This is a genomic window from Magnetospirillum fulvum (genome assembly GCF_900108475.1).
Classification (GTDB): Bacteria; Pseudomonadota; Alphaproteobacteria; order Rhodospirillales; family Magnetospirillaceae; genus Phaeospirillum; species Phaeospirillum fulvum_A.
On record NZ_FNWO01000006.1, the window covers coordinates 272,756 to 296,355 of the forward strand.

Consider the following 23,600-nt stretch of genomic DNA (forward strand, 5'->3'; position numbering starts at 1 on the left):
TCATGCGATTCGATTGGCCGCAGCCCCTGCACGGGGTTGCGCTTTGTCCATTTATCGAATACCCCTTGATCTCTTTCCCTTTCCACGCTGCGGGTGGTCCGATCCCATGCGCCTTATCAGGCATTGCGGCGAATTTGGTGCCGATCGTCGCGGTTGCGTGGTGGCGCTCGGTAATTTCGACGGCGTTCATCTCGGCCATCAATCGGTGATTCTCACCGCCCGCGATCTGGCCGGGCAGGCGGGCGTCGCCTCGGGGGTGCTGACCTTCGAGCCGCATCCCCGCCGGGTGTTCCGGCCCGATCTGCCGCCGTTCCGCCTGACCCCCTTCCGGGTCAAGGCCCGGCTGATCGAGGCGTTGGGGATCGACCTTTTGTTCCAGCAGACCTTCGACCCCGCCTTCGCCGCCGTCACCGCCCAATCCTTCATCGAGGACATTCTGGTCGGCTGCATGGGGGTGTCCCAGGTGGTGGTCGGCTACGATTACGTCTTTGGCAAGAATCGCGGTGGCGATTGCGCCCTGCTTGAAAGCGCCGGAGCCGAAATGGGCTTTGGGGTGACGGTCGTGCCGCCGACCGAGGTGGGCGGCGAGCCCTGTTCCTCGACCCGGGTCCGCGCCGCGCTGGCCTCGGCCCGCCCCGCCGAAGCCGCCCGCCTGCTCGGCCATTATTGGGAATTGGAAGGCCGGGTCGAGCATGGCAGCGCGCGCGGCCGCCAATTGGGCTTTCCCACCGCCAATGTCCGCCTGGGCGAGTATCAGCACCCCGCCACCGGCGTCTATGCCGTCCGCGCCGGGATCGACCGGGGCGAGGCAACGGTGTGGCATGACGGCGTCGCCAATTTCGGCCGCCGCCCGACCTTCGACCAGACCGACGAAGTGCTGGAGGTCCATCTGTTCGGCCTCAGCGAAGACCTCTACGGCCGCCACCTGCGGGTGGCGCTGATCGACCATCTCCGCCCCGAGCACAAATTCTCGGGCGTGGAGGAATTGCGGGCCCAGATCGCCCGCGACGCCGAGACCGCCCGGCAGCGCCTGAGCGGCCTTCATTTCCCCGCGACACCCGGCCCGATGGTGCCGGTCGCTCCCTAGTTCCCCCGGATTGCAGCCATGACCGTCGACCCCAAGACCACCGTTTTCCTGCCCAGGACCGATTTCCCGATGAAGGCGGGTCTGCCCGCGCTGGAGCCCCGGCTGCTGGAGCGGTGGAACAGCATCGGCCTGTTCGAGCGGCTGCGCGAGACGGCGCGGGGCCGGGAGACCTTTATTCTTCACGACGGCCCGCCCTACGCCAACGGTCACCTGCATATCGGCCACGCGCTGAACAAGATTCTGAAGGACATCATCGTCCGCACCCAGCAAATGCAGGGCAAGGACGCGCCCTATGTCCCCGGCTGGGACTGCCACGGCCTGCCGATCGAGTGGAAGATCGAAGAGAAGTACCGCGCCGCCGGGCTGGATAAGGACGAGGTCGATATCGTCGCTTTCCGCGAGGAATGCCGCGCCTTCGCCCGTGGCTGGATCGACATCCAGCGCGAGGAATTCAAGCGTCTGGGCGTCACCGGCGATTGGGATCACCCCTACACCACGATGACCAACGACGCCGAGGCGGTGATCGTCGCCGAACTGGGCAAGTTCCTGCTCGACGGCTCGCTCTACAAAGGGGCCAAGCCTGTCCTGTGGTCGGTGGTGGAAAAGACCGCGCTGGCCGAGGCCGAGGTCGAGTATCACGACCACACCAGCATCACCATCTGGGTCAAGTTCCCGGTGGTGACCGCCTCGCGCCCCGAGCTTGAGGGGGCCAAGGTGGTGATCTGGACCACCACGCCGTGGACGATGCCGGGCAACCGTGCCATCGCCTTCGGGGCCGGGTTCGAGTACGCCCTGGTCGAAGTCGAAACCGCGCCCGCCTCCGGGCTGGCCGCCGTCGGCGAACGGCTGGTGGTGCTGGCCGATCTGGTCGAACAGGTGGCGAAGGATGCTGGCTGCACCTTCCGCATCATCGCCCGGATCAACGGCGCCGATCTGGCCGGGACGATCTGCCACCACCCGCTGAAGCTGCATCCCGAGGCCAAGGGCGGCTATGATTTCGCCGTGCCGCTGCTGGCGGGCGAGTTCGTCACCACCGATACCGGCACCGGCTTTGTCCATATCGCCCCGGGCCATGGCGAGGACGATTGGCATCTGGGCAAGGCCAACCAGATCGTGATCCCCGACACCGTCCAGGCCGACGGCACCTATTACCCCCATGTCGCGATCTTCGCCGGGCAGAGCGTGCTGGCCCAGGGCAAGAACGGCAAATATTACAGCCCGGTCGCCAAGGCGGTGATCGCGGCGATGACCGAATGCGGAAATTTGCTCGCCCATGGCAAGGTCGAGCATTCCTATCCCCATTCCTGGCGCTCGAAGGCGCCGCTGATCTTCCGCAACACGCCGCAATGGTTCATCTCGATGGAGCAGAACGGGTTGCGCGCCAAGGCGCTGGCGGCGATCGCCGAGACTCGCTTCGTTCCGGCCCAGGGGCGCAACCGGATCGGGGCGATGATCGAGAACCGCCCCGATTGGTGCGTTTCCCGTCAGCGCGCCTGGGGCGTGCCGATCGCGGTGTTCGTCGAAAAGAAAAGCGGCCAGCCGTTGCGCGACGCGGACGTGATGGCGCGGATCGTCGATGCCTTCAAGACCGACGGGTCGGATTGCTGGTTCACCAGCCCGCCCTCGCGTTTCCTCGGCAATGGCTTTGATGCCGAAGACTACGAACAGGTGTTCGACATCCTCGACGTCTGGTTCGATTCCGGCTGCACCCATGCCTTCGTGCTGGAAGGCGACGAATGGCCGAGTCTGTCCTCGCCCGCCTCGCTCTATCTCGAAGGCTCGGACCAGCATCGCGGCTGGTTCCATTCCTCGCTGCTGGAATCCTGCGGCACCCGGGGCCGCGCTCCCTATGACGCGGTGCTGACCCATGGCTTCGTCCTCGACGAGGCCGGGCGCAAGATGTCGAAATCGCTGGGCAACGTCGTCGCCCCCCAGGAAGTGGTCGATGCCCAGGGCGCCGATATCCTGCGGCTGTGGGTGGCGGGGTCGGATTCGTCGGACGATCTGCGGATCGGGCCGGAAATCCTGAAGACCCAGGTCGATATCTATCGCCGCCTCCGCAACACGCTGCGCTATCTGCTGGGCGCGCTCGATGGATTCACCGCGACCGAGCGTCTCGATTATGCCGAGATGCCCGAGCTGGAACGCTCGGTGCTGCATCGCCTCGCCGAACTGGACCGGGGCCTGCGCGAGGCGTGCGACGGCTTCACCTTCCATGGCTGGTTCGCCGAACTGCACACCTTCTGCGCCGTCGATCTGTCGGCGTTTTATTTCGATATCCGCAAGGACGCGCTGTATTGCGACCGGCCGGATTCGACCCGCCGCCGCGCCGCCCGGACTCTGTTCGACATCCTGCTCGACACTCTGTGCAAGTGGCTGGCCCCGTTCCTCTGCTTCACTGCCGAGGAAGCGTGGCTGGCCCGCCATCCCTCCGCCGACGGCTCGGTTCATCTCGAACACTTCCCCACCCTGCCCGAGCAATGGCGGGACGAGGCCCTGGCCCAGCGTTGGGCAAAGATCCGCGATGTCCGCCGCGTCGTCACCGGCGCGTTGGAGGTCGAGCGCGCCGCCAAGCGGATCGGCTCGTCATTGCAGGCCCGCCCGGTGCTGACGGTGTCGGACGAGGTGCGCGACCTGCTCGCCGGTCTCGACCTCGCCGAAATCTTCATCACCTCGGGGGTCGATCTCGTCGTCGGCACCGCCCCCGACGGGGCCTTCGTCCTGGCCGAAATCCCCGGCATCGCCGTACAGCCCCAGGCCGCCGAGGGAGCCAAATGCGCCCGCTGCTGGAAGGTGCTGCCCGAGGTGGCCGACGCCGCCCATGACGGCGTCTGCCACCGCTGCGCCGAGGCGATGGCGACCATTGCGGCGGGGGGAGAAGGGTGATGCGCTTCGGGTTCAAAACCGCGCTCGGCCTGTCGGGGCTGGTGATCGCCCTCGACCAGCTCAGCAAGTGGGCGATCGTCGAACAGGTGATGCGGCCGGAGGGGGTGGTGGGAGCGCCCTTCTACACCCCGATGCGGATCGAACTGGCTCCCTTCCTCGATCTGGTGATGACCTGGAACCGGGGAGTCAGCTTCGGCATCGGCAACGGGGCCGCCCCGCTCGACCCGCTGATCCTGTCGGCTTTGTCCGGAGTGATCGTGCTGGCCCTGGTCGGCTGGCTGTTTCGCGCCGGATCGCCGGTGGTGCGGCTGGCGGTGTCGCTGATCGTCGGCGGCGCGATCGGAAATATCATCGACCGCCTGCGCTATGGCGCGGTCGCCGACTTCATCGACGCGCATATTGCGGGCCATCATTGGCCTGCCTTTAATTTGGCGGATTCGGCTATTACCGTTGGCGCGGTAATTTTAGTCGCCGACTCCTTGTTTGGCGGCCGCGATTCGACTAAGACATAGGATCATGAGACAGAGTGAAGCCTCCGCGCGCATTCCGCACCGTCTGGCCCCCCTTGTGGTGATGCTGGCGGTTCTCGCCTTGTCCGCTTGCTCCGAAGTGAAGCGGTCGCTCGGTTACGAGAAGGCTCCCCCGGACGAATTCCAAGTCGTCCAGCGGGCTCCGCTCAGTATGCCGCCCGACTTCTCGTTGCGCCCGCCGCAGCCCGGCGCAACCCGGCCGCAGGAAGGCACCACCCGCGAGCAGGCCCGCCGTGTCCTGACCGGGCAGCGTCTCGGCACCCCGATCGCGACGGCGGGCCGAACCCAGGGCGACGTGATCCTGCTCAAACGCTTTGGCGCCGAATCGATCCAGCCCGATATCCGCGTCCTGGTGAACAAGGAATCCCAGTCGCTCGCCGAGGCGGAAAAGAGCTTCACCGATCAGTTGGTGTTCTGGCGCAAGCCGGAACTGTCCGGCGTCGCGGTCGATCCGGTCAAGGAAAGCCAGCGCTTGCGCGAGAATCAGGCGCTCGGCAAATCGGTGTCGGAAGGCCAGACCCCCCGGATCGAACGGCGCAAGAAGGCGATCCTCGAAGGCATCTTCTGATCGGGACGAGGACGATGAGCAAAAGCAGCGCCTCTCTGCCTGTCAAAGACATCTCCGACGACGATCTTGATCTGTTCTTCAAGGTCAAACTTGACCGTTTGACGTGCCCCGTCTGCGGCGAGGATTCATTCGAAGTCCTTTTTTCCGACAGCGACAAATACCTCGAGCTCCGCTCCGGTCCGGGCATTCGAGAAATTGGCCAGACCATCCGCCATCATGCGTATCCGGCATTGGTTTTTACCTGTGACAATTGCGCCCATACGCTGCTTTTTTCTTACGAAAAAGTGCGGGATTTGATTGAGCGGATCAAGTCGGAGGTCGGCGATGGCCGTTCTTAAGCTATCCGCGATGAGAGATGGACCGGCTCCCTCCCTTGAAACGGGAGGCGGCGGTGGCGATAATGGAGATATGGACGCCCTGATCCGCCGCGTTGATCGTCTTGAAGAAACCGTTGTCTCGATCCGGGACACGCTGGCGAGGCTTGAACCTCGGATCACCGAAACCCACGCCTTTGTCTCCGTCGTTCTTCCGACGCTGGCGACCAAGGTCGAATTGGCGGAGATCAGAACCGATCTTGCTGCGGCGACAGCACTTCTCCCGACGCTCGCGACCAAGGTCGAACAGTCCGAAATCCTCGTTCAGTTGGCCGAAAAGCCTGGAAAACTCTATCTCTGGACCATGGCAGGGGTACTCATTGCCGTTGCCGCTTTGGGCGCGGTTTTTGGTCCGATCCTTCAAAAAACCCTACCCTGAACCGCATGTGGGACGCATCGGTACGATGCCATTCCCCAAACCGGATTCCTTGATCGGAGGATGCATGATCGCGGCACGGACGTTGCTCGCCCGGTCGGCGCTGCTGTTGGCGGCGCTGTTGGTTGTCTCCCCCCCGGCCCAGGCGCGGCTGTTCGATCCCCAGACCTTCACCCTGTCGAACGGAATGACGGTGGTGGTGGTGCCCAACCACCGGGTTCCGATCGTCTCGCACATGGTGTGGTACAAGGTCGGCGCCGCCGACGAGGTCGCGGGGAAAAGCGGGCTGGCCCACATGCTTGAACATCTGATGTTCAAGGGCACGCCCTCGGTGCCGCCGGGCGATTTCTCGAAGATCGTGTCCCGCAATGGCGGCCGCGACAACGCCTTTACCAGTTCGGATTATACCGGCTATTTCCAGAACGTCGCCGCCGACCGGCTGGAACTGGTGATGCGGATGGAAGCCGACCGCATGGCCAATCTGACGCTCGACGAGGAGAATTTCCGCACCGAGCGGGCGGTGGTGCTGGAAGAGCGGCGCTCGCGCGTTGGCAACAATCCGGCGGCGCGGCTGGCCGAGCAGATGGAAGCGACGCTGTTCCTCAACAGCCCCTATCACCGCCCGGTGATCGGCTGGCAATCCGAGATCGCCGGATTGACCAGGGACGATGCGCTGGCGTTCTATCGCCGCTGGTACGCCCCCAATAATGCCGTTCTGATCGTCGCGGGCGACGTCGATGCCGACATTGTCCGTCCGCTGGCGGAGAAATATTACGGCACCCTGCCCCGCGCCGAGATTGCGCCGCGCCTCCGCACCGAGGAACCGGCCCCGGAAGCGGCGCGCCGCGTCACCGTCACCGATCCCCGCGTCAGCCAGCCGAGTTGGAGCCGCCTCTATCTCGCCCCCAGCCAACGGGCGGGCGAGTCCCGGCTGGCCCAGCCGCTGGAGGTTCTGGCCGAAATCATCGGCGGCGGCGCGACCTCAACGCTGTACCGCTCTCTGGTGGTCGAACAGGGTCTGGCCGCCCATGCCGACGCCGCCTATGACCCGGTCGCGGTCGGCCTGACCAGCTTTCGCATCGGTGTCGTCCCCCGCCCCGGCATCAGCCCGGAGCGGCTGGAAGCGGCGGTTGACGCCCAGATCGCCCGGATCGCCAAGGGCGAGATCGCGGCCGAGGAGGTCGAGCGGGCCAAGACCCGTCTGCGCGCCAGTGTCGTCTATGCCCGCGATTCGCTCCATACCGGAGCCCGGGTGCTGGGCGAGGCGCTGGCGGTCGGCCTCACCGTCGAAGACGTCGAATCCTGGCCCGACCGGGTCGGCGCGGTAACCCCGGCCCAGGTCGCCGAGGCCGCCGCCCAGGTGCTTGACGCCCGCGCCTCGGTCACCGGCCTGTTGTTGCCTGAGCCCGGGGCCGCGCCCCAGCCCGCAGCACCGCCCGCCGCCCGTCCCGCCCCCCGGGAGATCCGCTGATGTCGCGCCTGCTCGCTGTATTCGCCCTGATGATCGGCCTTGCCCTGACCGGGCTGTCCGCTCCCGCCGCCGCCGTCACCGTCGAAAAGGTGGTCAGCCCGGGCGGGATCGAAGCCTGGCTGGTCCGCGATCATTCCAACCCGATCCTGGCGCTGGAACTGTCGTTTCGCGGCGGGGCCTCGCTCGATCCCGAGGGGAAGTCGGGTCTGGCGGTGATGACCGCCGCTTTGCTGGACGAAGGAGCCGGGCCTTATGAGTCGCAGGCCTTTCAGCGGATGCTGGAAGACCGGGTGATCGGCCTGTCGTTCGATGCCGGGCGCGACGGCTTTCGCGGCCATCTGAAGACCCTGACCGAGCATCGCGACACCGCCTTCGAGCTGTTCCGGCTGGCGCTGACCCAGCCCCGTTTTGACAAACCGGCAGTCGAGCGGATTCGCGGCCAGATCGTCGCCGGTCTGATGCGCGAATCCGAAAGCCCCGAGATCGCCGCCTCGAAGGCGTGGTTCCTGGCGGTGTTCGCCGGTCATCCCTATGCCCGCTCGCCGCGCGGCGAGATCGCCTCGATCAAGGCGATCAAGCTCGCCGATCTGAAGGGAGAGGTCCGCCGCCTGCTCGCCCGCGACCGGATGACGATCGGCGTGGTCGGCGATATCGACCCGCCCGAATTGGGCCGCCTGCTCGATGCCACCTTCGGCGGCTTGCCCGCCAGCGCGCCGCCGCTGACCGTGCCCGACATCCGTCCCGGCGCGGCCGGGATGGTGAAGACGATCGAGCGCGATATCCCCCAGACCGTCGCGACGTTCGGTCTGGCCGGGATCAAGCGCGACGATCCCGACTGGTATGCCGCGACGGTGCTGAACCACATTCTGGGCGGGGGCGGCTTTGCCTCGCGCCTGACCGAAGAAGTGCGGGAAAAGCGCGGGCTGGCCTATTCGGTGTGGACCGGGCTGGTCCCGCTCGACCATGCCGGATTGATCCTCGGCGGCGTCGCGACCCAGACCAGCCGGTTTGACGAATCCGTCGCCCTGATCCGCGAGGAATTCCGCAAGCTGCGTGACGAGGGGGTGAGCGAGGCCGAACTGGCCGACGCGAAAACCTATCTCAACGGCTCGTTCCCGCTTCAGCTCGATTCGACCGTCGCGATTGCCCAGGTGCTGGTCCAGCTTCAGAACGACCGGCTGGGGGCCGACTTCCTCGACCGCCGCCCGGCTTTGATCGCGGCGGTCAGTCGCGACGATCTCCGCCGGGTTGCCGCCCGTCTGCTCGATCCCGCCGCCTTGACCCTGGTTTCGGTCGGCCGCGCCCAGAAGTAAGGAAAGGGTATTGGGGCCTCGCCCCAAACCCCGACCGGGAGGCCTGGGCCTCCCGGACCCTCCCGTTTGGAATCGTCACCCCCGGTCGCGTCAGCTCTACCGCCGTCCGAACAGCTTTTCGATATCGGACAGGCCCAGCACGACATGGGTGGGGCGGCCGTGATTGCACTGGCCGGACAGCGGGGTTGTCTCCATCTGGCGCAACAGCGCGTTCATCTCGGGCAGGCTGAGACGTCGCCCGGCCCGCACCGAGCCATGGCAGGCCAGGGTGGCGCAGATGTCGAGCAACCGCTCTGACAACGCCGTTATCGCCCCCCATTCCGCCAGTTCGTCGGCAAGATCGCGGACCAGTCCGGCGATGTCGCTGGCCTCGCCCAGCAAAGCGGGGACGTCCCGCACCACCACCGCGCCCGCCCCGAACGGCTCGATCGTCAGTCCCAGCGCCGCCAGGTCCTCGGCCCGCTCGATCAGCCGCGCCACCGCCGCTTCGCCCAGTTCGACCACTTCGGGCAGCAGCAGGCCCTGACGGGCGACGCCGCCCTCGGCCAGCGCCTGTTTCATCCGCTCGAACACCAACCGTTCGTGGGCGGCGTGCTGATCGACGATCACCAGCCCCGAGGCGGTCTCGGCAACGATATAGGTATCGTGAAGCTGGGCTCGGGCTGCTCCCAGCGGATAGTCGGGTTGGGCATCGGCCGGGGGCAGTCCGGTTTCGCCCGAGGGTGCGGCGGGGGGCAGCGACAGTCCGGGGATCGATTCGGCCAGACCGGGGAAGCCGCCGCTGCCGAACGGAGCCTGGGCAGCACGACCGGCCGCCAGCGTCGCGGCTGAGGGGCGAGGCGGCGGTGACCAGGACGAATTCGGCCGATAGGGGGACGCGGCGGCAGGCAGAGGAGACCGGCCCAGTGCGCCCAGCGCATCGCCGGTCAGGGTCGAACTGGCCCGGTGCCCGGCGGCGGCCAAGGCGTGGCGGATCGCGCCGACGATCAGCCCACGCACCAGACCGGAATCGCGGAAGCGGACTTCGGCCTTGGCGGGGTGGACGTTGACATCGACCTGATCGGGGTCAAGCTCCAGGAACAGCGCCACCACCGGGTGGCGGTCGCGGGCCAGCACGTCCTGATAAGCGCCGCGCACCGCGCCGATCACCAGCCGGTCGCGGACCGGACGGCCATTGACGAACAGATATTGCTGGGCGGCGGTGGCACGGTTGTAGGTCGGCAGTCCGGCCCAACCGGTGAGGCGGATGCCGTCGCGCTCGGCATCGAGCGCCAGGGCGTTGGCCTCGAACTCGCGCCCAACCACCTGGGCCAGCCGGGCCAGACGCGCGCTGTCGCCGGTTCGGGCGGGCAGATCGAGCGAACGCCGCGCCCCGTCGCTCAGCGAAAAGGAAATCTCGGGATGGGCCATCGCCAGCCGCTCGATCACCTCGATCGCGTGGCCGGTTTCGGTGCGCGGTGCCTTCAGGAATTTCAACCGGGCCGGGGTGGCGAAGAACAGGTCGCGGACCTCGACCCGAGTGCCGGGCGGATGCGCCGCCGGTTGCGCCGCGCCTTTCTCGCCGCCCGCGACGGTCAGGCTCCAGGCCGACTCCGCGCCGCGCTTGCGGCTGGTCAGCGTCAGCCGCGCCACCGACCCGATCGAGGGCAGCGCCTCGCCGCGAAAGCCCAAGAAGCGGATGCGGACCAGATCGTCGTCGGGAAGCTTGGACGTCGCGTGGCGTTCGACCGCCAGCGCCAGTTCGTCGGGGTCCATCCCCATTCCGTCGTCGCTGACCGAGATCAGCGTCTGCCCGCCCTCGCCCAGGACGACGTCGATCCGGGTCGCCCCGGCATCCAGCGCGTTTTCGACCAGTTCCTTGACCGCCGAGGCGGGGCGTTCGACCACTTCGCCAGCGGCGATGCGGTTGACCAAAGTGGGGGGGAGCAGACGGATCGGCATTGCCCCACTTTAATCCCAACCGGCGCGGAGCGGAACCGGTCCGTTTCAGGGGCGGCCCCTCCCCCAACACAGAAAAAACCCCCGCCTCGGCGACCCGAGACGGGGGTTTTCTGTTTTCGACGTCCGAAACCGATTACTCGGCGGCGGACGGCGGTTCGGTGGTGGCCTGCGGAATTGCCGCCGTCGGGATCTGTCCGGCCCCGACATCGGCCTCGACCGCCATGTCGCGATCGCGCTTGGCAGCGATCTCGCGCAGGCGGTTCATCACCGCGCCGGTACCGGCGGGGATCAGACGACCGACGATGACGTTTTCCTTCAACCCGTTGAGGGTATCGACCTTGCCGGACACCGCCGCCTCGGTGAGGACGCGGGTGGTCTCCTGGAACGAGGCCGCCGAGATGAAGGAATGGGTCTGCAACGACGCCTTGGTGATGCCCTGGAGCACCGGGGTCGCCGAAGCGGGACGCCCGCCCTCGCGGATCGCCTTCGCGTTCTCGATGTCGAACTCGGTGCGATCGACCTGTTCACCGACCAGAAGGGTGGTGTCGCCGGGCTCGGTGATCTCGACCTTTTGCAGCATCTGGCGAACGATCACCTCGATGTGCTTGTCGTTGATCTTCACGCCCTGGAGACGATAGACCTCCTGGATTTCGTTGATCAGGTACTGGGCCAGCGCCTCGACACCCATCACCTTGAGGATGTCGTGCGGCACCGGATTGCCGTCCATCAGCGGATCGCCGCGGCGGACGTAATCGCCTTCCTGCACCGAGATGTGCTTGCCCTTCGGGATCAGGTATTCGACCGGATCGCCATCCTCGGGCACGACGAGAATACGGCGCTTGGACTTGTAATCCTTGCCGAATTCGACGCGACCGTCGATGTCGGAGATGATGGCGTGATCCTTGGGCTTGCGCGCCTCGAACAACTCGGCGACACGCGGCAGACCGCCGGTGATGTCACGGGTCTTCGAGGATTCACGCGGGATACGCGCCAGCACGTCACCGGCGTTGACCTTGCTGTTGTTCTCGATCGACAGAATGGCATCGACCGACATGAAGTAGCGGGCTTCCAGACCGTTGGCCAGCACCACTTCCTCGCCCCGCTCGTCTCTGAGCGTGATACGGGGACGCAGATCGGCGCCGCGCGGCTGCTGCTTCCAGTCGATGACCACCTTGCTGGCGATACCGGTGGCTTCGTCAACCACCTCACGCATCGACAGACCTTCGATCAGATCGACATAGTGAATGACGCCAGCCCGCTCGGTGATGATCGGCAGGGTGTAGGGGTCCCACTCGGCCAGCTTGGTGCCCTTGGTGACGACCTGTCCCTCATCGACCAGCAGCTTGGCACCATAGGGCACGCGGTGACGGGCGCGTTCACGATGGTTGGCGTCATACAACGCCACTTCGCAATTGCGGCTCATCACGATGCTCGACCCGCTCGAATTGACGACGAGGTTCCGGTTGATGACCTGAACCGTCGCGTCGATCGAGGATTCGATGCTCGACTGCTCGGCACCGCGCTGGGCGGCACCACCGATGTGGAAGGTACGCATGGTGAGCTGGGTACCCGGCTCGCCGATCGACTGCGCGGCAATAACACCGACCGCTTCGCCGACATTGACCTTGGTGCCCCGGGCCAGATCGCGACCGTAGCAGGCGCCGCAGACGCCTTCTTCGGAATCGCAAGTCAGGACCGAGCGGATCGAGACGGTTTCGATCCCGGCGGATTCGATCTGCTCGACCGCGTTCTCGTCGATGATGACCGCGGCGGGGACGATGACCTCGCCGGTGGCCGGATTGACGATATCGCGGGCGGCGGAGCGGCCGAGGATCCGTTCACCCAGCGAGGCGATCACTTCGCCACCTTCGATCACCGGGGAAACGGTGAGGCCGTTGGTGGTGCCGCAATCGTCTTCGCAAATGATCGCGTCCTGAGCGACGTCAACGAGACGACGGGTCAGATAGCCCGAGTTCGCGGTCTTCAGCGCGGTATCGGCCAGACCCTTACGGGCACCGTGGGTGGAGTTGAAGTACTCCAACACGGTCAGGCCTTCCTTGAAGTTCGAGATGATCGGCGTCTCGATGATTTCACCCGACGGCTTGGCCATCAGACCACGCATACCGGCGAGCTGCTTCATCTGAGCGGCCGAACCACGGGCACCGGAGTGAGCCATCATGTAGATCGAGTTGATCGGCTTTCCGGGCGCCTGGCTCGAAATCTGCTTCATCATCGCGTCGGCGACATCGTCGGTGCACTTCGACCAGGCATCGACGACCTTGTTGTACTTTTCGCCCTGGGTGATCAGACCGTCCTGGTACTGCTGCTCGTATTCCTTGACCTTGTCTTCGGTCTCGCCGACCAGCTGTTCCTTTTCCGGCGGAATGACGAGATCGTCCTTGCCGAAGGAAATGCCGGCCTTGAAGGCGTTGGAATAGCCGATGCCCATGATGCGGTCGGCAAAGATCACCGTCTCTTTCTGACCGCAATGGCGGTAGACGACGTCGATGACGTTCTGGATTTCCTTCTTGGTCAACAGACGGTTGATCAGCGAGAAGGGGACGTTCTTGTTCTTCGGCAAGATCACCGACAGCATCATCCGGCCCGGCGTCGTATCGACGATCCGGGTCACCGGGTTGCCGTCGCTATCGACGGTGTCGTAGCGTGCCTTGATCCGGGAATGCAGGGTGATCGTCTTCGCCGACAGCGCTTCCTCGATCTCGGCCATATTGACGAAGACGGGGACGCGATAGAGCAAAGCGCGACCGTCCTTCACCGCCGCTTCGGCCTCTTCGGGCGTGGCGAAGGTCAAAGCGGTGCCGGGCTTGGCGACGTTGAACAGACGCAGGTGACCGCTGGCCAGACCGGCGGCGAGCGCATCACGCGACGAGACGTTGACGCGCAGATGCGCGGTGACGTCGCGGCGGGCGATGCGGTCGAGCAGGCCGTCGAGATCGGTGGTGTCGATCGGGCTGGACGGCTCGGTCGGGCAATAGAACAGGATCGAGTTGTTGTCGAGCGCGCCCCGCAACTCTTCGACCGTGCGGATCTTCAGCGCCTGACCGGGCATTTCGTCCCGATCCATCGTGATGTAATAGATACCGAGAACGATATCCTGCGACGGCACGATGATCGGCTTGCCGTTGGCGGGCGAGAGGATGTTGTTGGTCGACATCATCAGCACGCGCGCTTCAAGCTGGGCTTCCAGCGAGAGCGGCACGTGAACCGCCATCTGATCGCCGTCGAAATCGGCGTTGAAGGCGGTGCAAACCAGCGGATGCAGCTGGATCGCCTTACCCTCGATCAGGGTCGGCTCGAACGCCTGGATGCCCAGGCGGTGCAGCGTGGGAGCGCGGTTGAGGAACACCGGGTGTTCGCGGATCACCTCTTCCAGGATGTCCCACACCTCGGGACGTTCCTTTTCCACCATCCGCTTGGCCGCCTTGATGGTGGTGGCCATGCCGTACAGTTCGAGCTTGGAATAGACGAACGGCTTGAACAGCTCCAATGCCATCTTCTTGGGAAGACCGCATTGGTGCAGTTTCAGTTCGGGACCGACGACGATCACCGAACGGCCGGAATAATCGACGCGCTTACCGAGCAGGTTCTGACGGAAGCGGCCCTGCTTGCCCTTCAGCATGTCGGACAGCGACTTCAGCGGCCGCTTGTTGGCGCCGGTGATGGCGCGGCCGCGACGGCCGTTGTCGAACAGGGCGTCAACCGCCTCCTGCAACATCCGCTTTTCGTTACGGACGATGATCTCGGGGGCGCGCAGTTCGATCAGCCGCTTCAAACGATTGTTGCGGTTGATGACGCGACGATAGAGGTCGTTCAGATCCGAGGTGGCGAAACGGCCGCCATCGAGCGGAACCAGCGGACGCAGTTCCGGCGGAATGACCGGAATCACTTCCAGGATCATCCATTCCGGGCGCGAGCCGGATTCGAGGAAAGCCTCGACCAGCTTCATCCGCTTGACCAGCTTCTTGCGCTTGGCCTCGGAGGTGGTTTCCTTGAGGTCGATCTTGAGCTGGGCCTTTTCGGCCTCCAGATCGATCACCGACAGCATGTCGCGGATCGCTTCCGCGCCGATCTTGGCGGTGAAGGCGTCCTCGCCGAACTCATCGACGGCGCGCATGTACTGCTCTTCGGTCAGCAGCTCACGCAGCTTCAGCGGCGTCAGACCCGGCTCGACCACGACGTAATTCTCGAAATAGAGAATCCGTTCGAGGTCCTTCAGGGTCATGTCGCACAGCAGACCGATGCGGGACGGCAGCGACTTCAGGAACCAGATGTGGGCGACCGGGCTGGCCAGCTCGATATGGCCCATGCGCTCGCGCCGGACCTTGGCCAGCGTCACTTCGACGCCGCACTTCTCGCAGATGATGCCGCGATACTTCATCCGCTTGTACTTGCCGCACAAGCATTCGTAATCCTTGATCGGCCCGAAGATGCGGGCGCAGAACAGGCCGTCGCGCTCGGGCTTGAAGGTACGATAATTGATCGTCTCGGGCTTCTTGATCTCGCCGAACGACCAGGAGCGGATGCGCTCGGGCGAGGCGATGGAAATCCGGATCTGGTCAAAGGTGGGGGTAGAACCACCCTGACCGAAGATCTTCATAAGTTCGTTCATCGACATGCTCCCGTGTGACCTTGTCGGGGGGCGGCGGAGGCGCCGGGGCACCCCCGCCACAGGTCGTATCGGTTAGAAATCCCGCTGAGTGAGTTCGACGTTGAGGCCAAGCGAGCGCAGTTCCTTGACCAACACGTTGAACGATTCGGGGATGCCGGCTTCGAAGGTTTCGTCGCCGCGGACGATCGCCTCGTAGACCTTGGTACGGCCGGACACGTCGTCCGACTTCACCGTCAGCATTTCCTGCAACGTATAGGCAGCGCCATACGCTTCCAGGGCCCACACTTCCATTTCACCGAACCTCTGGCCGCCGAACTGGGCCTTACCGCCCAACGGCTGCTGAGTGACCAGCGAATAGGGGCCGATCGACCGGGCGTGGATCTTGTCATCGACCAGGTGGTGCAGCTTCAGCATGTAGATGTAGCCGACCGTGACCTTGCGGTCGAACGGCTCGCCGGTACGACCGTCGATCAGGGTGACCTGACCCGAGGTCGAGCGGTTGGCCTTGGTCAGCATCTCGACGATGTCGCTTTCGCGGGCACCGTCGAACACCGGCGTCGCGATCGGCACGCCGGGCCGCAGGTTGTTGGCGAGTTCGAGAATCTCGGCGTCGGGCAGATCGGTGATCTCGTCGTTGAAGATCACCTCGCCATAGACGTCCTTCAGCTTGTCGCGCAGGTCGGGCAGCGTCGCATTGCTGCGGCGAACCTGATCGAGCACGTCGCCGATCTGCTGGCCGAGACCGGCGCAGGCCCAGCCCAGATGGGTCTCGAGAATCTGACCGACGTTCATGCGCGACGGCACGCCCAACGGGTTCAGAACCAGATCGACCTGACGGCCGTCTTCGAGATAGGGCATGTCTTCCAGCGGCATGATCCGCGAGATGACGCCCTTATTGCCGTGACGACCGGCCATCTTGTCACCGGGCTGAAGCTTGCGCTTCACCGCGACGAACACCTTGACCATCTTCATCACGCCGGGCGGCAGTTCGTCGCCGCGCTGGAGCTTTTCGACCTTGTTCTCGAACCGCTCCTGAAGCTTCTCGACCTGCTGGTCGAACGCCCGCTTCAATTGCTCGACATCGGCCATCACCGCATCGTCTTCGATGGCGATGTTGCGCCACGCGCTCGGATGCAGAGCGTCCAGGGTGTCGTCGTCGAGGACGACACCGGCCCGGACGCCGCGCGGACCGGACACGATCTTGCGGCCGATGATCTGCTGCTTCAGACGGGCGAAGAACGAGCGTTCGAGAATGCCGCGTTCGTCGTCGCGATCCTTGGCCAGACGTTCGATTTCCGAGCGCTCGATCGCCAGGGCACGTTCGTCCTTCTCGACGCCACGGCGGGAGAAGACACGGACCTCGACGATGGTGCCGGTAACGCCGGGGGGCAGCCGCAGCGAGGTGTCGCGAACGTCGGACGCCTTTTCGCCGAAGATGGCGCGCAGCAGCTTTTCTTCCGGAGTCATCGGGCTTTCGCCCTTCGGCGTGACCTTGCCGACCAGAATGTCGCCCGGCTTGACCTCGGCACCGATATAAACGATGCCGGCCTCGTCGAGGTTCTTCAGGGCTTCTTCACCGACGTTCGGAATGTCGCGGGTGATTTCTTCCTGACCCAGCTTGGTATCGCGGGCCATCACTTCGAATTCTTCGATATGGATCGAGGTGAACACGTCGTCGCGGACGATGCGCTCGGAGATCAGGATCGAATCTTCGAAGTTGTAGCCGTTCCACGGCATGAAGGCGACGAGCACGTTGCGGCCCAGCGCCAGCTCGCCCAACTGGGTCGAGGGGCCGTCGGCGATGATGTCGCCCTTCTGAATCAGATCGCCGACCTTCACCAGCGGACGCTGGGTGATGCAGGTGTTCTGGTTCGAACGCTGGAACTTCAGCAGGTTGTAGATATCGACGCCCGAGGCGGTCGCCTGAGTTTCCTCGGTGGCGCGGATAACGACGCGGGTGGCATCGACCTGATCGACGATGCCGGTCCGACGCGCGGTGATCGCCGCACCGGAATCGCGGGCCACCGCCTGCTCCATCCCGGTGCCGACCAGCGGCGCTTCGGCACGGATCAGCGGAACCGCCTGACGCTGCATGTTCGAGCCCATCAGAGCGCGGTTGGCGTCATCGTTTTCCAGGAACGGGATCAGCGCGGCGGCAACCGACACCAGCTGCTTGGGGCTGACGTCGATCATGTTGATTTCCGACGACGGCACCATCACGAACTCGCCAGCGCGGCGGCACGAGACCAGATCGTCGACGAAGCGGCCTTCGGCATCCAACTCGGAATTGGCCTGAGCGACGGTGTAGCGTCCCTCTTCCATCGCCGAGAGATAGACGACATCGCTGGTGACGATTCCATCGACAACCTTGCGGTACGGCGCTTCGATGAAGCCGTACTGGTTGACGCGGGCATAGGTCGCCAGCGAGTTGATCAGACCGATGTTCGGGCCTTCCGGCGTCTCGATCGGGCAGATACGGCCGTAATGGGTGGGATGAACGTCGCGGACTTCGAAGCCCGCGCGCTCGCGGGTCAGACCGCCCGGCCCGAGCGCCGACAGGCGGCGCTTATGGGTGATTTCCGACAGCGGGTTGGTCTGATCCATGAACTGCGACAGCTGCGAGGAGCCGAAGAATTCACGCACCGCCGCCGCAGCGGGCTTGGCGTTGATCAGGTCGTGCGGCATCACCGAATCGATATCGACCGAGGACATCCGCTCGCGGATCGCCCGCTCCATCCGCAGCAGGCCGACGCGATACTGATTTTCCATCAGTTCGCCGACCGAACGGACGCGACGGTTGCCCAGGTGATCGATGTCGTCGATCTCGCCCTTGCCGTCCTTCAGCTCGACCAGGACCTTGATCACGCCCAGGATGTCTTCCTTGCGGAGAACCCGGACGGTATCGGCCACCTCGGGGGTGTTGAGGCGCGAGTTCATCTTGACGCGACCGACCGCAGACAGGTCATAGCGCTCGGAATCGAAGAACAGGCCCTGGAACAGCGCCTCGGCGGTTTCCAGCGTCGGCGGCTCGCCCGGACGCATCACCCGGTAGATGTCGATCAGCGCTTCCTCGCGGCTCGAATTCTTATCGACCGCCAGGGTGTTGCGGATATAGGGACCGACATTGATATGGTCGATGGCGAGCACCGGCAGTTCGGTGATCCCCACCTTCTCCAGTTCGGCGACCAAGGCGGCGGTCAGTTCGTCGCCCGCCTCGGTATAGATCTCGCCGGTGACCTCGTTGATGAGATCCTCGGCGACATACTGGCCGATCATATCCTCGGGCGCGACCAGGATCTCGGTCAGACCGGCATCCTTCAGCTTGCGGCCGAAACGGGGAGTCATCTTGGTGCCCGCGTCGGCGACCTTTTCGCCGGTGGCGGCGTCGATCAGATCGGAGACGAGCTTGACGCCCTTCAACCGCTCGGCGTCGAACACCGTCTTCCACCCTTTCGGGCCGCGGGTGTAGGTCACCTTCTCGTAGAAATACGACAGGATCTCTTCGGCGGTCATGCCCTGGACTTCGCCGGGCTCGACGGCGCGGCTCTCGGCGGCACGGGCGGCGCGCAGACCGGCGCTAGCCTCCCCGTCCAACGCGTAAAGCAGCGTGGTGACCGGCAGCTTGCGGCGGCGGTCGATGCGGACATAGACCTGATCCTTGGCGTCGAACTCGAAGTCCAGCCAGGAGCCGCGATAGGGAATGACGCGGGCGGCGAACAGATACTTGCCCGACGAATGGGTCTTGCCCTTGTCATGGTCAAAGAACACGCCCGGGCTGCGGTGCATCTGCGAAACGATGACGCGCTCGGTGCCATTGATGACAAAGGTGCCGTTCGACGTCATGAGCGGCATGTCGCCCATATAGACGTCTTGTTCCTTGATGTCGCGGATCGAGCGGGCGCCGGTGTCCTCGTCGATATCCCAGACCACCAGCCGCAGCGTCACCTTCAGCGGCGCGGCGAAGGTCATGCCGCGCTGCTGGCATTCCTCGACGTCGTACTTGGGGGTTTCCAGCTCGTAGCGGACGAATTCCAGCGTGCCACGCTCGGAAAAGTCCTTAATCGGGAAGACGGACCGGAAGACCTCCTGGAGGCCGACACTGGCGCGGCTCTCGGGCAGCACGTCCATCTGGAGGAAGTGATCGTAGGAGCTTTTCTGCACCTCGATCAAATTCGGCATCGGCGCGACGGTCGGGATCCGCCCGAAGCTTTTGCGCACCCGCTTGCGACCCGTATAGGATTTAGCCATTGCCGCTCCTCGTCTTTTCGTCGGTATAGGCCCAACACACTTGCCGACCGGGATCTCGTTACCCCGGACCGCGTGCCGTTGGCACGCCGGCTCCTTGCGGAGCCTCAATCAACCGCCCCGTCGTGGGGCGGATATTCCCGTCACCAGACCCGGTGACGGCGTCGTCATCATCCAGCGCCCAAGGGCCGGGAGGCGACAATCGCATCCCGGCCCCCAGTACGTTCGCCAGAAAGCGATCCTACTTCACCTGCACCTTGGCGCCGGCATCCTCGAGGACCTTCTTCAGCTTGGCAGCTTCGTCCTTGCTGACGCCGTCCTTCACCTGCTTCGGAGCGGCCTCGACGAGGTCCTTGGCTTCCTTCAGGCCCAGGCCGGTGATGGCGCGGACTTCCTTGATCACGTTGATCTTCTTGTCGCCGGCATCGACGAGGATGACCTCGAACTCGGTCTGCTCTTCGGCAGCGGCGGCAGCGGCAACCGGGGCGGCGGCGGCGGCAACCGGAGCGGCGGCGGAAACGCCCCACTTCTCTTCGAGCAGCTTCGACAGCTCGGCGGCTTCGAGGACGGTCAGGGCCGACAGATCGTCAACCAGCTTGGCAAGATCAGCCATTTTCATACTCTCCTGAGATAAGCTTGAAACTTGGGAAATAAAAGGGGCTCACGCGGCGTCCTTGTCCGCCTTCGCCTTCAGAACCCGGGCCAACTGGCCCGCGGGCGCCTGAAGCACGCCGGCGATACGGGTGGCGGGAGTCGAGATCATGCCGACCAGCTTGGCCCGCAGCTCGTCGAGCGACGGCAGCGCGGCCAGAGCCTTCACACCGTCGATGTCAAGACGCTGATTGCCCAGCGATCCACCGAGGATCTTGAGCTTATCGTTGGTCTTGGCGAAATCGACGGCAACCCGAGCGGCGGCAACCGGATCGCGCGAAACGGCGATGGCGGTCGGGCCGACGAACAGGTCGTCGAGGTTCTCGAACTCGGTACCACCAAGGGCAAGCCTGGTGAGACGATTCTTGGTCACTTTGAAGCTGGCCCCGGCCGCGCGCATCTTGACGCGGAGGGAGGTCATCTCGGCAACCGTCAGGCCCTTGTACTGGGTGACGACAACCAGCCCGACTTCCCCGAGCGTCTCATGCAGCGACCCGACCCACTCTTTCTTCTGTGTCCGGTCCACGTTCGTCTCCAAACATCGAGCCGAACCCTGCCCGCCCTGGCTATCGGTTAAGCCTTTCAGGCGGCGGCTTCGGTTCATTGCCCAAGGCCCCTTCCGGTCGGACGAACCGTCCATCCAGGGCCGGTGGCCTGTCCCAGAAGCTTCAAGCCGTAAGCCGACGGAATTCTTTTAGGGAAAACCGGCGGCACGTTCTTTCTTCTTCTGTCTCGGCAGGCGGGAACTCCCATCAAGCCTCGGTCGGAGCGATCCGGCCTTGGCGCCTGCGGTCTCGGACAGGTGCGGGAAGCCGGTCGTTGCGGACCGACTTCCCATCCCCTTTCCCCGAGGGGAGAGGGAAACGTCATGCGCTCGAAGGCGCGTCATCACACCACGATGGTGCCGGAATCCAGCTTGAGGCCCGGACCCATCGTCGAGGACAGCGACACCTTCTTAAGATAGGTGCCCTTCGCGCCCTGCGGCTTGGCTTTGATGATCGCGTCGACAAAGGCGCGGATATTCTCGACCAGCTTGGCTTCGTCAAAGCTCGCCTTGCCGATACCGGCGTGGATGATACCCGCCTTCTCGACACGGAACTGAACCTGACCGGCCTTGGCCGCGCGCACCGCCTCGACGACGTTGGTGGTGACGGTGCCCAGCTTCGGGTTCGGCATCAGGCCGCGCGGCCCGAGAACCTTACCCAACCGGCCAACCAGACCCATCATGTCGGGGGTGGCGATGCAGCGGTCGAAATCCATCGTGCCGCCGTTGACGGCCTCGAACAGGTCTTCGGCACCGACGATGTCGGCCCCGGCCTTCTTCGCTTCCTCGGCCTTGTCGCCCTTGGCGAACACGGCGACGCGGACGGTCTTGCCGGTGCCGTGCGGCAGTTCGATCACGCCACGGACCATCTGGTCGGCGTGGCGGGGATCGACGCCGAGATTGAGGGCGATTTCGACGGTCTCGTCGAACTTCGAGGTCGCGCTCGACTTGATCACAGCCACCGCCTCGGCGAGGGTGTAGAACTTGTCGCGGTTGATACCGGCGTAAGCCGCCTTCAGGCGCTTTCCTTCGCGTGCCATCTGCTTACTCCACAACCTTGAGGCTCATCGACTTCGCCGAACCGACGATCATGCTGCAAGCGGCGTCAACGTCATTGGCGTTGAGATCCTGCATCTTCTTCTCGGCGATTTCGCGAATCTGAGCCATCGTGACCTGACCGACGGTGCCCTTGCCGGGGGTCTGCGACCCCTTGGCGATGCCCGCGGCCTTCTTCAGGAAGAAGCTGACCGGCGGAGTCTTGGTCACGAAGGTGAAGGTACGATCGGAATAAGCGGTGATCACCACCGGAATCGGCATGCCCGGCTCGAGACCCTGGGTCTGAGCATTGAAGGCCTTGCAGAATTCCATGATGTTCAGGCCGCGCTGACCCAGCGCCGGGCCGATCGGCGGCGACGGGTTCGCCTTGCCGGCCGCGACTTGCAGCTTGATATAGCCTACAACTTTTTTTGCCATCTTAACGATCCTCTGTCTGTCACCAGAGGTGGCGGTACGGCCTCAGGCTGGCCTCCCGCCCCCTTGACCCCAATTCCGGGACATCCGGAACGGGAACGAACAGGCTCGGGCCACCGCGTCGCGAATCCCCGCGCCGCGATTTCCCGAGCCTAAACCCTTCAGATCTTCTCGACCTGTGTGTATTCCAACTCCACCGGAGTGGACCGGCCGAAGATCGACACGGCGACCTTGAGGCGGGCCTTTTCCTCGTCGACTTCCTCGACCAAACCATTAAACGAGGTGAACGGACCGTCGGACACCCGAACCTGCTCGCCAACCTCGAAGGTGATCGACGGCTTCGGACGCTCGACCCCGTCTTGGACCTGACGGATAATCCGCTCGGCCTCGGCCTCGGTGATCGGCACCGGGCGACCCTTGCCGCCCAGAAAACCGGTGACCTTCGGCGTATTCTTGACCAGATGCCAGGTGTCGTCGGTCAAATTCATCCGCACCAGCACATAGCCGGGGAAGAACTTGCGTTCCGCACTGACCTTGGTTCCGCGCCGGACCTCAACGACCTCTTCGGTCGGCACCAGCACCTTATCGAACAGATCGGCCATGCCTTTCTGCTCGGCCTGCTCACGAATCGACTGAGCGACCTTTTTCTCGAAACCGGAATAGACGTGGATCACATACCAGCGTGCTGTCGACATGCCCGTTCAACCTTTCAGACCGAACAGGAACTTGACGGTCGTGGCAAAAAACTGATCGACGATCAGGAAGAACGTGGCGGTGATCACCACCATCACGAACACCATGAGAGTCGAGATGACGGTCTCGCGGCGGGTGGGCCAGGTGACCTTTGCGATCTCCTGACGGACCTGCTTGAAAAAGAGGGCCGGGCTCGTTTTTGCCATGTCTCTTACAGTTGATGCCGCACGCTGGCGGAAGCCTGGGGGAACAGCGTGGCAGGAGTGGAGGGGCTCGAACCCCCAACCCCCGGTTTTGGAGACCGGTGCTCTACCAGTTGAGCTACACTCCTGCATTCGCTGCCGTCCCGGATCGCCGGGGCGGCGGCAACGGCCCCCGGGTCTTACCGGAGGCCGCCCTTATACAGCTACTCGAGGACCTTGGCAACCACTCCCGCACCAACGGTACGACCGCCTTCACGGATAGCGAAACGCAGGCCCTGATCCATCGCGATCGGAGCGATCAGAACAACACTCATCTTCACGTTGTCGCCCGGCATCACCATTTCGGTGCCTTCCGGCAGCGACACGACGCCGGTGACGTCGGTGGTGCGGAAGTAGAACTGCGGACGATAATTGGTGAAGAACGGGGTGTGACGTCCGCCTTCTTCCTTGGTCAGGATGTAGGCTTCGGCTTCGAACTTGGTGTGGGGCGTGATCGAGCCCGGCGCCGCCAGAACCTGGCCACGCTCGACGTCTTCACGCTTGGTGCCACGCAGCAGAGCGCCGATGTTGTCGCCAGCCTCACCCTGATCGAGCAGCTTGCGGAACATTTCGACACCG

At 64.4% G+C, this 23,600-nt stretch carries 18 protein-coding genes and 1 tRNA gene; 8 read left to right on the forward strand and 11 right to left on the reverse strand.

Annotation, left to right across the window (positions count from 1 at the left end; all coding sequences use genetic code 11):
• The first annotated feature begins 106 nt into the window (after window positions 1-106).
• The 8 genes from BLW40_RS09475 to BLW40_RS09510 all read left to right on the forward strand — a co-directional run bounded on the left by BLW40_RS09475 (window position 107) and on the right by BLW40_RS09510 (window position 8,605).
• Window positions 107-1,087 carry a bifunctional riboflavin kinase/FAD synthetase gene (locus BLW40_RS09475; protein ID WP_074767898.1) on the forward strand — a complete coding sequence of 327 codons (981 nt, stop codon included), beginning with the start codon at window positions 107-109 and terminating at the stop codon, window positions 1,085-1,087.
• 18 nt (window positions 1,088-1,105) lie between these two features.
• A complete protein-coding gene (gene ileS, locus BLW40_RS09480; RefSeq protein ID WP_074767900.1) occupies window positions 1,106-3,973 on the forward strand; it encodes an isoleucine--tRNA ligase in 2,868 nt (955 codons plus the stop codon).
• On the forward strand, window positions 3,973-4,485 hold the full coding sequence (gene lspA / locus BLW40_RS09485) for a signal peptidase II (RefSeq protein ID WP_074767902.1): 513 nt from the start codon (window positions 3,973-3,975) through the stop codon (window positions 4,483-4,485). The genes ileS and lspA overlap by 1 nt, the downstream gene beginning before the upstream one ends.
• A gap of 4 nt (window positions 4,486-4,489) precedes the next feature.
• Window positions 4,490-5,071, forward strand: coding sequence for a DUF3035 domain-containing protein (locus BLW40_RS09490; protein WP_074767904.1), 582 nt, complete (start codon window positions 4,490-4,492; stop codon window positions 5,069-5,071).
• 14 nt (window positions 5,072-5,085) lie between these two features.
• Window positions 5,086-5,409 (forward strand): hypothetical protein, encoded by a 324-nt coding sequence (locus tag BLW40_RS09495; protein WP_074767906.1) that lies wholly within the window; start codon window positions 5,086-5,088, stop codon window positions 5,407-5,409.
• A gap of 70 nt (window positions 5,410-5,479) precedes the next feature.
• Complete coding sequence (locus BLW40_RS09500; RefSeq protein WP_074767908.1) at window positions 5,480-5,824, forward strand: hypothetical protein; 345 nt, start codon at window positions 5,480-5,482, stop codon at window positions 5,822-5,824.
• A gap of 64 nt (window positions 5,825-5,888) precedes the next feature.
• A complete protein-coding gene (locus tag BLW40_RS09505) occupies window positions 5,889-7,292 on the forward strand; it encodes a M16 family metallopeptidase (protein ID WP_074767910.1) in 1,404 nt (467 codons plus the stop codon).
• Window positions 7,292-8,605 carry a M16 family metallopeptidase gene (locus tag BLW40_RS09510; protein ID WP_074767912.1) on the forward strand — a complete coding sequence of 438 codons (1,314 nt, stop codon included), beginning with the start codon at window positions 7,292-7,294 and terminating at the stop codon, window positions 8,603-8,605. The genes BLW40_RS09505 and BLW40_RS09510 overlap by 1 nt, the downstream gene beginning before the upstream one ends.
• 96 nt (window positions 8,606-8,701) lie before the next feature.
• Here BLW40_RS09510 and mutL read toward each other — a convergent pair whose 3' ends face one another.
• From mutL to BLW40_RS09565, 11 genes are all read right to left on the reverse strand, one after another.
• Window positions 8,702-10,546: a DNA mismatch repair endonuclease MutL gene (gene mutL / locus BLW40_RS09515; RefSeq protein ID WP_074767914.1), complete on the reverse strand. Its 1,845-nt coding sequence runs from the start codon at window positions 10,544-10,546 to the stop codon at window positions 8,702-8,704.
• 133 nt (window positions 10,547-10,679) lie between these two features.
• Window positions 10,680-15,176, reverse strand: coding sequence for a DNA-directed RNA polymerase subunit beta' (locus BLW40_RS09520; protein ID WP_074767973.1), 4,497 nt, complete (start codon window positions 15,174-15,176; stop codon window positions 10,680-10,682).
• A 72-nt stretch (window positions 15,177-15,248) separates the two neighbouring features.
• Complete coding sequence (rpoB, locus tag BLW40_RS09525) at window positions 15,249-19,424, reverse strand: DNA-directed RNA polymerase subunit beta (RefSeq protein WP_074767916.1); 4,176 nt, start codon at window positions 19,422-19,424, stop codon at window positions 15,249-15,251.
• Between the two features lie 238 nt (window positions 19,425-19,662).
• Window positions 19,663-20,034, reverse strand: coding sequence for a 50S ribosomal protein L7/L12 (gene rplL / locus BLW40_RS09530; RefSeq protein WP_074767975.1), 372 nt, complete (start codon window positions 20,032-20,034; stop codon window positions 19,663-19,665).
• A 48-nt stretch (window positions 20,035-20,082) separates the two neighbouring features.
• Window positions 20,083-20,598: a 50S ribosomal protein L10 gene (gene rplJ, locus BLW40_RS09535; protein ID WP_074767918.1), complete on the reverse strand. Its 516-nt coding sequence runs from the start codon at window positions 20,596-20,598 to the stop codon at window positions 20,083-20,085.
• A gap of 362 nt (window positions 20,599-20,960) precedes the next feature.
• On the reverse strand, window positions 20,961-21,656 hold the full coding sequence (gene rplA, locus BLW40_RS09540; RefSeq protein WP_074767920.1) for a 50S ribosomal protein L1: 696 nt from the start codon (window positions 21,654-21,656) through the stop codon (window positions 20,961-20,963).
• Between the two features lie 4 nt (window positions 21,657-21,660).
• A complete protein-coding gene (gene rplK, locus BLW40_RS09545; protein ID WP_021133209.1) occupies window positions 21,661-22,089 on the reverse strand; it encodes a 50S ribosomal protein L11 in 429 nt (142 codons plus the stop codon).
• A 158-nt stretch (window positions 22,090-22,247) separates the two neighbouring features.
• Window positions 22,248-22,781, reverse strand: coding sequence for a transcription termination/antitermination protein NusG (nusG, locus tag BLW40_RS09550; RefSeq protein WP_021133208.1), 534 nt, complete (start codon window positions 22,779-22,781; stop codon window positions 22,248-22,250).
• Window positions 22,782-22,787: 6 nt separating this feature from the next.
• Window positions 22,788-22,985, reverse strand: coding sequence for a preprotein translocase subunit SecE (secE, locus tag BLW40_RS09555; RefSeq protein WP_021133207.1), 198 nt, complete (start codon window positions 22,983-22,985; stop codon window positions 22,788-22,790).
• Window positions 22,986-23,034: 49 nt separating this feature from the next.
• Window positions 23,035-23,110: transfer RNA gene (locus BLW40_RS09560), tRNA-Trp, on the reverse strand.
• A 75-nt stretch (window positions 23,111-23,185) separates the two neighbouring features.
• Window positions 23,186-23,600 (reverse strand): EF-Tu C-terminal domain-related protein (locus BLW40_RS09565; RefSeq protein WP_483099577.1); only part of this gene is annotated, 415 nt, incomplete at its 5' end.

Coding starts and splice junctions, on each gene's coding strand:
- BLW40_RS09520 (WP_074767973.1), bottom strand. CDS start 15,176: ATGAACGAACTTATGAAGATCTTCGGTCAGGGTGGTTCTACCCCCACC.
- BLW40_RS09510 (WP_074767912.1), top strand. CDS start 7,292: ATGTCGCGCCTGCTCGCTGTATTCGCCCTGATGATCGGCCTTGCCCTG.
- BLW40_RS09500 (WP_074767908.1), top strand. CDS start 5,480: ATGGACGCCCTGATCCGCCGCGTTGATCGTCTTGAAGAAACCGTTGTC.
- BLW40_RS09505 (WP_074767910.1), top strand. CDS start 5,889: ATGATCGCGGCACGGACGTTGCTCGCCCGGTCGGCGCTGCTGTTGGCG.
- rplL (WP_074767975.1), bottom strand. CDS start 20,034: ATGGCTGATCTTGCCAAGCTGGTTGACGATCTGTCGGCCCTGACCGTC.
- rplK (WP_021133209.1), bottom strand. CDS start 22,089: ATGGCAAAAAAAGTTGTAGGCTATATCAAGCTGCAAGTCGCGGCCGGC.
- BLW40_RS09475 (WP_074767898.1), top strand. CDS start 107: ATGCGCCTTATCAGGCATTGCGGCGAATTTGGTGCCGATCGTCGCGGT.
- mutL (WP_074767914.1), bottom strand. CDS start 10,546: ATGCCGATCCGTCTGCTCCCCCCCACTTTGGTCAACCGCATCGCCGCT.
- ileS (WP_074767900.1), top strand. CDS start 1,106: ATGACCGTCGACCCCAAGACCACCGTTTTCCTGCCCAGGACCGATTTC.
- rplA (WP_074767920.1), bottom strand. CDS start 21,656: ATGGCACGCGAAGGAAAGCGCCTGAAGGCGGCTTACGCCGGTATCAAC.
- BLW40_RS09490 (WP_074767904.1), top strand. CDS start 4,490: ATGAGACAGAGTGAAGCCTCCGCGCGCATTCCGCACCGTCTGGCCCCC.
- secE (WP_021133207.1), bottom strand. CDS start 22,985: ATGGCAAAAACGAGCCCGGCCCTCTTTTTCAAGCAGGTCCGTCAGGAG.
- BLW40_RS09495 (WP_074767906.1), top strand. CDS start 5,086: ATGAGCAAAAGCAGCGCCTCTCTGCCTGTCAAAGACATCTCCGACGAC.
- nusG (WP_021133208.1), bottom strand. CDS start 22,781: ATGTCGACAGCACGCTGGTATGTGATCCACGTCTATTCCGGTTTCGAG.
- lspA (WP_074767902.1), top strand. CDS start 3,973: ATGCGCTTCGGGTTCAAAACCGCGCTCGGCCTGTCGGGGCTGGTGATC.
- rpoB (WP_074767916.1), bottom strand. CDS start 19,424: ATGGCTAAATCCTATACGGGTCGCAAGCGGGTGCGCAAAAGCTTCGGG.